We start from the raw sequence: 12,133 nt of genomic DNA on the forward strand, positions 1-12,133 counted from the left end.
ATGCCCTTATCCGATATTCGACAGTTTCAGCAGATGGCGCAGGTCGTTGAGCACGTCCTTGCCCTTGACCTTGGCGTCGTAGCGCAGCACCAGGTTGCCGTGGGGATCGACGATCCACAGCTGTGCATCGCCCGGCGCGCCGGCGTCCTTGGTGAAGGTCGCCAGGTTCAGCGGGTAACGCTGCAGTTGCGGATATTGCGCCTTGAGCTTGGCCTCGTAGTCGGTGGTGACCGGCTGCGCACTGGCCAAGGCGTGGCTGGCACGGGAGGCGTCGCGGCCGAGGCCGATCTGCAACTGGCGCGCGAGGTACACCAGTTGCTGGCAATCTGCGGCACAGGCAGCGGGCGCGGTGACCAGCAGTTGCCAACGCTGTTCATCGGCTTGCACGCCAATATCGGCGCGGGTCTGGCCGTTGCCGATTATCTCGCCATGGTAGCTGCGGCTTTCCGGCACCCAGAACTGCAATTTGTACATGAAGGTCGCCAGCGCCATCGGGCCGATTACCATCATCAGGATCAGCAACAGCTGCCAACGGCCTTTGCGCCGATCAGGCACGTCAGACATGTTGAGTGGATTCATGGCCGCTCCCATGGGGCTTCTCCTTTTTGTTGTGCCATCCGAGGTAGAGGTAAAGCGCCAGCAGGGCCAGCGACATGGCGAACCACTGCACGGCATAAGCCAGGTGTTTTTCCGGCCCCATGGCCACGATGGCCCAGGTGGTTTCGTAGGTGCCGGGGCCTGCTTCGGCCCGTAGCTCGTAGGCGAAACCGCTGCGCCCCAGTTCAGCCCACAGCGCGGCCGGATGCAGGGCGGTCAGCAAGCGCGGCCATTGCGCGCTCGTCGGGTCAGCATGCAGTTGGAAGGTTTCGCCGGGGGCGACGTAAACCCAGGCATCCAGGTTCAAGGGCTGCTCAGGGGTGGCAAAGACGGGCGGCGTGCGCCGATCCGGCCAAGGCAGCCAGCCGCGATTGAGCAAGAGCCACAGGCCGCTGGCCTGGTCGTGGAAGGGTTGCAGCAGCTCTACGCCGGCCTTGCCGTCACGCAGGCGGTTATCGAGAAACACACTGTGTTCGGCGTCGAATTGCCCGCGCAGGCGCACACGACGAAAAGCCGGGTCAGCCAGTTCGTTAAGCTGTGCACTGCTGATCGGATCAGCCGCACGCCGCTCGGCATAACTGTCCACCATCAGCTGTTTTTCATGGCCGCGGGACAATTGCCAGAACCCCAGGCCCACCATCAACGGCAGCAGCACCAACACCACCAGCGTCGGCGCAATCCCAGGGCGAAAGCTTTTTATGGCGCTGGCTATACTTGTTTTCATTGCCCGCCCATCCAATTGGAGCCAGACCATGCTCAAAGCCGCTATTGCCCTGATGCTGATCGCGACTGTCGTGAGCCTGTTCAGTGGCTTGTTCTTTCTGGTCAAGGACGAGGGCAACTCCAACCGCCTCGTCACTGCCCTGACCGTGCGCGTGGTACTGGCCGTGATCACCGTGGCGCTGATCGCCTGGGGCTTTTTTAGCGGCCAGCTGGTTTCTCATGCGCCGTGGTAAGGCGCCTCACAGCACATAGACGAAGAAAAACAGCCCGATCCACACCACGTCCACAAAGTGCCAATACCAACTCGCCGCTTCGAAGCCGAACTGGTGCTCGGCATTGAAATGCCCCTTCAGGATGCGCATCAGCATCACGAACAGAATGATGGTGCCGATGGTGACGTGCGCACCATGAAAGCCGGTGAGCATGAAGAAGGTCGCGCCGTACACGCCCGAACCGAGCGTGAGCCCCAACTCTTTATAAGCGTGGATATATTCCTCGGCCTGGAACCCAAGAAATGCCAGGCCCAGCAGCACGGTGATCGCCAGCCAAATCTTCAGCGCGCCGCGATGGCCTTTGCGCAAGGCATGGTGGGCGATGGTGATGGTCACGCTGGAACTCACGAGCAGAATGGTATTGACCAGTGGCAGGCCCCAAGGACTGATGGTGCCTTCTGGCGCCGGATACAGTTTTGGATCAGGGTTGTTAAGCAACGGCCAGGCAAACTCGAAGTTCGGCCACAGCATATGCGCGATGCCCTTGTGGCCTTCCCCTCCCAGCCACGGGCCGGACATGTGCCGCACGTAAAACAGCGCACCGAAGAACGCGATAAAAAACATCACTTCGGAAAAGATGAACCAGCTCATGCCCCATCGGAACGAGCGGTCCATCTGCGAACTGTACAAACCGGCGCGGCTTTCCTTGATCACCGCGCCGAACCAGCCAAACATCATGTAGGCCAACAGTAGGCCACCGACGAAAAAGATCCACGGGCCGTGGGATTCCGGGCGCGCCGCCTTCAAGTCGTTAAACCACACACCCAAGCCATACACAGTGATCAACAGGCCAAAGGTGGCAATTATCGGCCATTTGCTTTGCGCTGGTACGTAGTACGTATCATGAGTCGACATGTATTCGCTCTCCTGATTGAGCGGGCAAACAGTAGCTAGCCGCCGGTATGGACAGCCACGGGCGGTTGGCGCGCAGTGATGTCAAACAGCGTGTACGCCAGGGTCAAATGCTTCACATCCTTGGGCATGTCGCGGTCGACAATGAACCGCACCGGCATCTCAATGCGCTGGCCTGGCTGCAGCACTTGCTGGGTGAAGCAAAAGCACTCGGTCTTGTGGAAGTACATCGCCGCTTCAGCCGGCGAAATACTCGGCACGGCTTGGGCAGTCATCGGTTTGTCGGTAGGGTTGTAGGCCACGAACAGCATCTCGGTCACCGCACCCGGGTTGACCACCACTTCGTCAGCCTTGGCATAAAAATCCCAAACCATGTCGATGGCATTGGTGGACAAGAACTGCACCCGCACCTGGCGTGAGGCGTCCACCACCTGCGAGCCCTCGTACTGTCCGGCCGTCTTGCCGTTAATGCCGAACGCCTTGCACATCACGTCATAGATCGGCACCAGCGCAAAGCCAAAGGCGAACATCGCCACCACCAGGATCAGCAGGCGGGTGACCAGGCGTTTGAGTGGAACTGACTCAGCCATCACACCACCCTCGCTTTTGACTTTCTGTGGGAGCTGGCTTGCCTGCGATGAGGGCTTGGCAGCCAACATATTCGGCGCCTGATACACCGCTATCGCAGGCAAGCCAGCTCCCACAGGAGTTCGGGGCCATGGCCACCAGCGTGTTCATTTGACCTCCGGCGGCGTAGTGAACGTGTGGTACGGCGCAGGCGAAGGGATGCTCCACTCCAGGCCTTCGGCGCCATCCCAAGGCTTGGCCGGTGCGGGTGTACCGCCACGGATGCACTTGATCACAATGAACAGGAAGAAGATCTGCGTGGCGCCGAACATGAAGGCACCAATCGACGAGACCATGTTGAAGTCGGCGAACTGCAGGTTGTAGTCCGGCACCCGCCGCGGCATGCCCGCCAGCCCGACGAAGTGCATCGGGAAGAACGCCAGGTTCATGCCCACGAAGGACAGCCAGAAGTGCAGCTTGCCCAGGGTTTCGTCGTACATGTGGCCGGTCCATTTCGGCAGCCAGTAGTAGGCCGAGGCAAAAATGCCGAAGATCGCGCCGGGCACCAGTACGTAATGGAAGTGCGCCACCACGAAGTAGGTGTCGTGGTACTGGAAGTCGGCCGGGGCAATCGCCAGCATCAGCCCGGAAAACCCGCCGATGGTGAACAAGATTACGAAGGCCACCGCAAACAGCATGGGCGTCTCAAACGTCAGAGAGCCTTGCCACATGGTGCTGACCCAGTTGAACACCTTCACCCCGGTCGGCACGGCGATCAGCAGCGTGGCGTACATGAAGAACAGCTCGCCCACCAACGGAATACCGACCACGAACATGTGGTGCGCCCATACGATGAACGACAGGAATGCGATGCTCGCCGTGGCGTAGACCATCGAGGTGTAGCCAAACAGTGGCTTGCGAGAAAAGGTCGGGATGATCGAGCTCACGGCACCAAACGCCGGCAGGATCATGATGTACACCTCGGGATGGCCGAAGAACCAGAACACATGCTGGAACAGCACTGGGTCACCGCCACCGGCCGCACTGAAGAAGCTGGTGCCGAAGTGGATATCCATCAGCATCATGGTCACGCAGCCTGCCAGCACCGGCATTACCGCGATCAACAGGAACGCGGTGATCAGCCAGGTCCAGACGAACAGCGGCATTTTCATCAACGTCATGCCTGGAGCGCGCAGATTGAGGATGGTGGCGACCACGTTGATGGCGCCCATGATCGAACTGATGCCCATCAGGTGAATGGCGAAGATAAAGAACGTCACGCTTTCCGGTGCATAGGTGGTGGAGAGCGGCGCGTAGAAGGTCCAGCCGAAATTCGGCCCACCACCGGGGGCGAATAGGGTCGATACCAGCAGCAGGAATGCCGCCGGCAGCAGCCAGAAGCTGAAGTTGTTCATGCGCGGCAGGGCCATGTCGGGCGCGCCGATCATCAGCGGAATCATCCAATTGGCCAGGCCGACAAACGCCGGCATGACCGCGCCGAACACCATGATCAGCCCGTGCATGGTGGTCATCTGGTTGAAAAACGCCGGCTCCACGATCTGCAAGCCGGGCTGGAACAGTTCGGCACGGATCACCATGGCGAACGAACCGCCGAGCAGAAACATGGTGAAGGCGAACCACAGGTACAGTGTGCCAATGTCTTTATGGTTGGTGGTCAGCACCCAGCGCATCAAACCCTTGGCGGGGCCGTGGGCATGGTCAGCGTGACCATGGTCATCAATCACAGCGCTCATGGCCGTTCTCCTGAGAGCAAGTGGGCAGGGCAGGTCGAGGTAAACGCCATGAAAGAGTTCATGGGCTTTCCGCCTGCTTGATGGCCAGCACGTCTTTAGGCGTGACCATGTCGCCTTTGTTGTTGCCCCACGCGTTGCGCTCGTAGGTCACCACGGCGGCGATATCCACTTCAGAGAGCTGCTTGCCGAACGCCGCCATCGCGGTGCCGGGCTTGCCGTGATAGACGATGCTCAGGTGGCCGTCTTTCGGGCCGGTGGCGATTTTCGAGCCTTTGAGCGCCGGGAACATCGGCGGCAGGCCTTGGCCTTCAGCCTGGTGACACGCCACGCAGGTGGTGTGGTAGACCTTGTCGCCACGCGCCACGAGCTCTTCCAGGGTCCACTCTTTGGAGGTCAGCTCCTTGAGCTTGGCGGCCTCTGCCTTGCGCTCGCCGAGCCAGGTTTCGTAATCGGCCTTGGACTTGACCTCGACCACGATGGGCATGAAGCCGTGGTCCTTGCCGCACAGTTCGGCGCACTGGCCACGGTAGATGCCGGGCTTCTCGACACGCGTCCAGGCCTCGTTGACGAAGCCAGGAATGGCGTCGCGCTTGACCGCAAAGGCCGGCACCCACCACGAGTGGATCACGTCCGCGGCCGTCACCAGGAAGCGCACCTTGGCCCCCACCGGTAACACCAGCGGCTGGTCGACTTCCAGCAGGTAATGTTCGCCCTTGGTCGCCTGGTTGTGGATCTGTTCGGCGGGCGTGGCCAGGTTGCTGAAGAACTCCACGTCCTGGCCCAGGTATTTGTAATGCCACTTCCACTGGTAGCCGGTGACCTGGATATCGATATCCGATTCACTGCTGTCGTAGATATTGATCAGGGTCTTGGTCGCAGGAATGGCCATCGCGATCAGGATCAGCAAGGGCACTACGGTCCAGAGGATCTCCACGGTGGTGCTCTCGTGGAACTTCGCCGCGACCTGGCCCGTGGACCGGCGATGAACGATCATCGACCAGAACATCGCGCCAAACACGATGATGCCGATCACCACACATATCCAGAAAATGGTCATGTGCAGGTCGAACACAGCGTGACTGACTTCTGTCGCCCCTGGCGCCATATTCGTTGTCCAGGCGGCATGTGCCTGGCCGAATACTGACCACAACAGGAGGCCCATCCAAACGTGTGGATGTCGCATCATTGCGGGTTCCCCTTATCGTTCTTGTTATCCCGCCGGTTTGCACCTGCGTCGAAGGGAGCGGCTTCCATACTGCTTACAACCGCTTAGCCTTGCCTGCTTATGCAGTCTGGCGTCATCAGCTAATCGCGTACAAATCCGAGTATAGACAGGCTCTGCAACCCCGCAATGTGTAGGGGTAAATGAGCTGAAATGAGGCACTTGGGCTTAATGAAACAGGCTGCGGAATCGTTTATGCGGTGCGCTATCGCGATTCGATATAACGCCTGCGCATAACCATGAAATAATTATGACAAATGCGTCTGAGGCGCTCGTATAAACGAGCTACCTTATCCTCTCCCTTTTCCTACGCCTGCATCACTGGAGCCTTCATGAACACCGCCGCATTGCGCGAGCAGATTTCCCGTGCCCACCAACACGAAACCAGCACGGGCCAGCTTGCCCAGCAACTGGAAAAACAATTGCCGCACCTGCATTCGGCCATTTCCCTGGCTGACGGTGATCGCAACGTTGTCATGACCCGCTTTGTCACCGCCTACATCGACCTCGTCCCGGATTTGCTCGACGCTGCCAACGACGTAGCCCGCGAGGCCGGTATCGAAAGCCAGATCAAGCCGGTGCTGAAGATCGCCGAGCATTTCTTCCTGCAGCCGCCTGCGATCCTGGCAGGCCACGAGGGGCTCGACGGCCTGCTGGATGAGGCTTACCTGGCCCATCGCCTGGTGGAAGAGGTCAACGATCTGTATATCAAGCATTTCGGTCAGCCGTTGATTCCGGCGGATACCACTGTGGCTAACGTGATTGCCCACCAACTGATTGGCGAAACATTCGCTAATCAACTGGATGAGGCGGTGCATCAAGCAGTGGATGAAATGCTGAACGAAGAGAGCTTTGCGCTGGAGTCGGTGGAGGCTTACCGCGAAACGCTCAAGAGCCCGAACACCGAGGCCGCGTGGAAGCGCTGGCCGTGCCTGTCGCGGCAGTTGGGGGTTGAGTTGGCGTTGGATCAGCCGGCCTAGATCTTAGATCTAATACAAAACCCATGTGGGAGCGGGCTTGCTCGCGAATGCTATGGTTCAGTCAACACTTCCGGTGACTGACACGCCGCCTTCGCGAGCAAGCCCGCCCACATTTTGATCCGGTTTCGTCAGCTTACAGATGGCGCCGAACCTATCCCCGTCGTCATTCGCACCCGCCCTTCCAACCGGCGCTTCAACCCACGCGCCTCGATCACCAGCGTCGAACCCTTCGCCGCATTGGCTCGCCCCCATTCTTCCAGTAACTCCAAGCAAGAATGGTCAATATAATTCAGGTTGTTCAGCGGTACGTGCAAGGTCGTCCCAGCGGGCACTGTCGCCAGCACTTGGGTCAATGCCGGCACTTTCAGGAAGGTCGCAGCCCCCGTCAGGCGCAGCTCCATCTCACCGACCTGGGGCAAGTCGATCAGGCTGACTTTAAGCCGTGACGCCTTGAACGCCAGCTTGACCAACGTCAACCCAAAGCCCACCAGCACGCCGGTCAGCAGGTCGGTAAAGATGATCGCCAACGCCGTGGCCGCATAGGTAAACATTGGCATCCGCCCATAGCGCCCCAGCGCCTTGAACGCCTTGATGTCCACCAGCTTGATCCCGGTATACACCAGCACACCCGCCAGGCTCGCCACCGGAATGCTCTGCAGCACACTCGACAACAACAGTACGAACCCCAGCAGCCAGAGGCCATGGAACATCGCCGACAAGCGCGTAGTTGCACCGGCCTGCACATTGGCCGAGCTGCGTACGATCACGCCAGTCATCGGCAAGGCGCCGACCAAGCCGCAGAGCATGTTGCCTACACCTTGAGCGGACAATTCCCTGTCAAAATCAGAACGCTGACCGCTGTGCATGCGGTCGACCGCCGCAGCGGAGAGCAGGGTCTCGGCACTCGCGATAAACGCCACGGCGAACGCGGCGATCAACAGTTGCGGATCAGCGAGGTTCAGCAAGTCGCTGGGACGCAGCCAGTCGATGGCATCGGCGAGATTTTCCGGCACCTCCACACGTTTGACCTGCAACGCCAGCACCAAACTGACAACGGTGGTCAGGCCCACGCCCAACAAGGCGCCCGGCACAAAGCGCAGGCGTTGCGGGCGTAATTTGTCCCAGGTGTACATCACCAGCATTGTCGATAAACCGAGCAACCCCGCCTGCCAGCCCAGGCCGCCGCCCAGGGTCGGGATCGCTTCAGCCAACGCCGCAGGGAAGCCTGCCAGGTTATCCAGCCCCGAAGGTTTGGGCGCGCCGTCGAGCATCACGTGGATCTGCGACAGCACGATCAGCACGCCAATCCCTGCCAGCATGCCGTACACCACCGCCGGCGCCGTAACACGGAACCAGCACCCCAGACGCAAACGCCCGGCGACCAGTTGCAGAAAGCCTGCCAGCAACAGGATTGGCCCAAGCATCAGCATGCCGTGCTGGCGTACCAGTTCGAACACCAACACCGCCAAACCCGCCGCCGGGCCACTGACCTGCAACGGTGAACCCGCCAACCAACCCACCACCAAGCCACCGATGATCCCGGTAATCAGGCCTTTGGCCGGCGGCATGCCGGAGGCGATCGCAATACCCATGCACAAGGGCAGGGCGACCAGAAACACAACCACCGAAGCGAGCAGCTCCCGTGGCAAAACAGCTTTCAATTGAGCAGCACGCATGATGACTCTCCCGAGGCATTGGCCGGGCGCGGTAAAGCCTGGCTGCATCCATGGCAGCCACCGCTAAACCCGGCAGGGAAGTGTTTTAGAAGCGCGCTTTAGGCGTCGCTGAAGGAATCGGCCCTTCGCCGCCCAACGGCAGGAACGTCGACTGGTCCGCATCGTAGGCACGGATTTCGCTGGTCTCGATGTTGTAGATCCAACCATGGATAAACAAATGACCATTGGCCATGCGCGAAGCCACGGAAGGGTGGGTGCGCAAATGTTGCAGCTGGGCGATGACGTTTTCTTCGGTCAGCACCTTCATGCTCTCGCCTTCGTTGGCGCAGTCGCAGTTGTCATGGACCATGGCCTTGGCGACCTCGGCGTGCCGCAGCCAGGCCCTGACCGTCGGCATCTTCTCCAGGCTATCGGGGTTGAGTACCGCGCGCATGGCGCCGCAATCAGAGTGCCCGCAGACAATGATGTGCTGCACGCCCAGGGCGAGTACGGCGTACTCGATGGCAGTAGAAACGCCGCCATTCATCTGGCCGTAAGGCGGAACCACGTTACCGACGTTACGCGTCACGAACAGGTCGCCCGGAGAGCTTTGGGTGATCAGCTCGGGCACGATGCGCGAGTCGGCGCACGTAATGAACATCGCTCGTGGGCTTTGGGCCGTGGCGAGTTTCTTGAAGAGTTCTTCCTGTTGGGGAAAGACGTCGTGATGGAAATGCAAAAAGCCGTCAACAATATGTTTAAGCGCTGCATCGGCGGTTTCCGCCACCTGAGGGGCTGAAGCCGACGCAGCCAACGGCTGTTTATCCTGGTCACTCATGATTCATCCTCTTGATTAAATACAGGGGAGCTTTCAGGTCAGTTCGACGCCGGGCGTGTGGAACAGTTGCAAAAGCCACAAAGCGGGACGCCGACTCATCAGTCACTCGCAGAACACGTTAACCGCCGAAACTTAACTCAAACTGAATGAACCGCTCTAGTCCGCGGGTTTCAGTGATGTCAAAAAGCGACTATTCCTACACGGACTTCGCAAATCGCCTCTTCAGTCTACAACAAAGCCATCTGCCTGCCTGGCGGACAGAACGCCGTGCAATCCAGATTGAAGCCCTCCCGCTGGTTGAGCCCCAAGCGCTTGATCGCCTTGCTGAAGCGCTGCGCCAGCAGATCGGCAAATGGCCCTTCACCACGCATGCGCACGCCGAAGCGGCTGTCGTATACCTCACCGCCGCGCACCTGGCGTACCAGGCTCATCACATGGGCCGCACGCTGCGGGTAATGCGCCGCCAGCCACTCCTCGAACAGCGGCGCCACCTCCAACGGCAGGCGCAGCATCATGTACGCCGCACTCTGCGCGCCAGCGGCGTGGGCTTCGGTCAGCAGGCTTTCCAGCTCACTGTCATTGATCATCGGAATCATGGGCGAACACAGCACGCCCACCGGGATCCCCGCCTCGCGCATTACCCGAATCGCTCGCAACCGCGCCTTCGGCGCCGCCGTGCGCGGCTCCAGGATGCGCTTGAGCTCGTCGTCCAGGCTGGTGAGGCTGATCATCACCGCCACCAGCCGCTGACGCGCCAACTCAGTGAGCAAATCCAGATCGCGCAGAATCAATGAGCCCTTAGTGATGATGGTCACCGGATGCCGGTAGCGCAGCAACACTTCAAGGGTTTGCCGAGTGATCGTGTACTCGCGCTCGATCGGCTGGTACGGGTCGGTGTTGGAACCCAGGTTGATCGGCGCGCACACATAGCCCGGTTTCGACAGTTGCTGCTCCAGCACATAGGCGGCGTTGGTCTTGGCAATCAATTTGGTTTCGAAATCGAGCCCCGGCGACATGTCCCAATAAGCATGGCTGGGCCGCGCATAGCAGTAAATGCAGCCATGCTCGCAGCCACGGTACGGGTTGATCGAACGGTCGAACGGCAAGTCCGGCGAGTTGTTGCGGGTGATGAGGGTCTTGGCCGTTTCGATACGCACTTCGGTGCCCTGGGTCGGCGGCACTTCCTGATACCAGCCGTCGTCCTCGACCACGCTGACGGTGGGCGCAAAGCGGTTATGCAGGTTAGTGGCCGTGCCACGGCCACGGGGCGGCAGCGGAGTAGACATGAAAACGCCTCGATGCTGTTTTTATATACAGTATCGAGGCGCAAGGTTTCTGACCAGTGCCGTTTGGCGGTCAGGGAAGGATCAGTGCTTTTGCGTGACCTGTCCCAAGTCATCGCCTGAAGTGGTGCGCAGATCTTTCTCGCGCAGGTCCGCCACATCGCTGGCGTTGACCGGCGCGCCCTTATTGCCCCAACTGCCGCGGATGAAACTGACCACATCCGCCACTTCCTGGTCCGACAGGCGCCAGGCAAATGCTGGCATGGTGAAGGTCGACGGCGCCGCGTGCGTGGCCGGCAACGTGCCGCCGTTCAACACGATGTTGATCAGCGACGTGGCATCCGCCGTCTGCAACACCGGGTTGCCCGCCAGCGCCGGGAACACCCGCGTATAGCCATGGCCGTCAGTACGGTGGCAGGCCGCACAGTTGTCGATGTACACCGACGCACCTGGCTTGCTGTCATCACCTTTCCACAGGGCATCAGCTACCTGCTTGTCGTACTGATGCGGCTGGTCCTTGGGGTCCACCGCCGGCAGGCTCTTGAGGTAGCGGGCGATAGCCGTCAGGTCATTTTCCGACATGTACTGCATGCTGTGGACCACAACATCGCTCATGCCACCAAACACCGCACTGCGATCACTGCGGCCGGTCTTGAGGAATTGCACCAGTTGCGCCTCGCTCCAACTGCCGAGGCCGTCCTTGTGGTCGCCGCGCAGGCTCTTGGCGATCCAGCCCTCCAACGGCGCGCTGCCAGACAGGAACGCGTTGCCATCAGTGGCACTCAGGGCTTTTTCCTGCATGGTCAAAGCCCGTGGCGTATGGCAAGCGCCGCAGTGGCCAAGGCCTTCCACCAAATAAGCACCCCGGCTGATCACCGGATCAGCATTAGCCGGCGCCTGGTAGTCTGCCACCTCGGGCGCAAACATCCAGCGCCATGCCGCCAACGGCCAGCGCATGCTCAGTGGCCAGGGAATATCGCTGTCCTTGTTCTCCTGGGCGACCGGTTCAACACCCTTCATGAAATACGCATACAACGCCTGCATATCGTTTTCGCTGACACGTGCGTAAGACGGGTAGGGCATCGCCGGGTAAAGCGTACTACCGTTCTTGGCGACGCCATGGCGCACGGCCTTGTCGAAGTCTTCAAAGCTGTAGTCGCCCAGGCCGGTCTTGTCCGGGGTGATGTTGGTGGAATAGATCACGCCGATGGGGGTTTCCATCGGCAGGCCACCGGCAAACGGCTTACCGCCCTTGGCGGTGTGGCAGGCCACGCAGTCACCGGCGCGGGCCAGGTACTCGCCCTGCTTGACCAGGTCGGTTTCAGCCGCGCTGATCGAGCAACTGCTCAATAGGGCAAACGTCGCGATAACAAGTGCTTTCATGGTCATC

General features: G+C 60.1%; 12 protein-coding genes. 2 read left to right on the forward strand and 10 right to left on the reverse strand.

The genetic code is table 11. The annotated features are described in order from the left end of the window. Positions 1–6 precede the first annotated feature (6 nt). The gene (locus AACY08_RS16935; protein ID WP_339470485.1) at positions 7–591 is read right to left on the reverse strand and encodes a hypothetical protein; all 585 of its coding nucleotides are present in this window, start codon (positions 589–591) and stop codon (positions 7–9) included. Then, complete coding sequence (locus AACY08_RS16940; RefSeq protein ID WP_339470486.1) at positions 557–1,321, reverse strand: SURF1 family protein; 765 nt, start codon at positions 1,319–1,321, stop codon at positions 557–559. The genes AACY08_RS16935 and AACY08_RS16940 overlap by 35 nt, the downstream gene beginning before the upstream one ends. A gap of 28 nt (positions 1,322–1,349) precedes the next feature. Here AACY08_RS16940 and AACY08_RS16945 point away from each other — a divergent pair, with 28 nt between their 5' ends. Beyond that, positions 1,350–1,553 (forward strand): twin transmembrane helix small protein, encoded by a 204-nt coding sequence (locus tag AACY08_RS16945; protein ID WP_016978774.1) that lies wholly within the window; start codon positions 1,350–1,352, stop codon positions 1,551–1,553. Positions 1,554–1,559: 6 nt separating this feature from the next. Here the strand turns inward: AACY08_RS16945 and AACY08_RS16950 are convergent, their stop codons facing one another. The 4 genes from AACY08_RS16950 to coxB all read right to left on the reverse strand — a co-directional run bounded on the left by AACY08_RS16950 (position 1,560) and on the right by coxB (position 5,951). Beyond that, on the reverse strand, positions 1,560–2,447 hold the full coding sequence (locus tag AACY08_RS16950; protein ID WP_339438458.1) for a cytochrome c oxidase subunit 3: 888 nt from the start codon (positions 2,445–2,447) through the stop codon (positions 1,560–1,562). A gap of 35 nt (positions 2,448–2,482) precedes the next feature. Continuing rightward, the gene (locus AACY08_RS16955) at positions 2,483–3,034 is read right to left on the reverse strand and encodes a cytochrome c oxidase assembly protein (RefSeq protein ID WP_339470487.1); all 552 of its coding nucleotides are present in this window, start codon (positions 3,032–3,034) and stop codon (positions 2,483–2,485) included. Between the two features lie 144 nt (positions 3,035–3,178). Beyond that, on the reverse strand, positions 3,179–4,765 hold the full coding sequence (gene ctaD / locus AACY08_RS16960) for a cytochrome c oxidase subunit I (RefSeq protein WP_065875623.1): 1,587 nt from the start codon (positions 4,763–4,765) through the stop codon (positions 3,179–3,181). A gap of 58 nt (positions 4,766–4,823) precedes the next feature. Further along, entirely contained in the window at positions 4,824–5,951 is a 1,128-nt protein-coding gene (gene coxB / locus AACY08_RS16965) for a cytochrome c oxidase subunit II (RefSeq protein WP_339470488.1), read from the reverse strand. 368 nt (positions 5,952–6,319) lie between these two features. Here coxB and AACY08_RS16970 point away from each other — a divergent pair, with 368 nt between their 5' ends. Next, positions 6,320–6,967, forward strand: coding sequence for a hypothetical protein (locus AACY08_RS16970; RefSeq protein ID WP_339470490.1), 648 nt, complete (start codon positions 6,320–6,322; stop codon positions 6,965–6,967). Between the two features lie 128 nt (positions 6,968–7,095). On the opposite strand, the gene AACY08_RS16975 is transcribed toward AACY08_RS16970, so the two are convergent. The 4 genes from AACY08_RS16975 to AACY08_RS16990 form a co-directional block, all read right to left on the reverse strand. Next, the gene (locus AACY08_RS16975; protein ID WP_339470492.1) at positions 7,096–8,643 is read right to left on the reverse strand and encodes a SulP family inorganic anion transporter; all 1,548 of its coding nucleotides are present in this window, start codon (positions 8,641–8,643) and stop codon (positions 7,096–7,098) included. An 85-nt stretch (positions 8,644–8,728) separates the two neighbouring features. After that, positions 8,729–9,460, reverse strand: a complete 732-nt coding sequence (locus AACY08_RS16980; protein WP_339419217.1) for a carbonic anhydrase — start codon at positions 9,458–9,460, stop codon at positions 8,729–8,731. 227 nt (positions 9,461–9,687) lie between these two features. Next, positions 9,688–10,746, reverse strand: a complete 1,059-nt coding sequence (locus tag AACY08_RS16985) for a PA0069 family radical SAM protein (RefSeq protein WP_339470493.1) — start codon at positions 10,744–10,746, stop codon at positions 9,688–9,690. An 81-nt stretch (positions 10,747–10,827) separates the two neighbouring features. Next, positions 10,828–12,126, reverse strand: coding sequence for a cytochrome c (locus AACY08_RS16990; RefSeq protein WP_339470495.1), 1,299 nt, complete (start codon positions 12,124–12,126; stop codon positions 10,828–10,830). Positions 12,127–12,133 lie beyond the last annotated feature (7 nt).

The organism is Pseudomonas sp. EL_65y_Pfl1_R83 (assembly GCF_963970695.1).
Taxonomy (GTDB): Bacteria; Pseudomonadota; Gammaproteobacteria; order Pseudomonadales; family Pseudomonadaceae; genus Aquipseudomonas; species Aquipseudomonas tritici.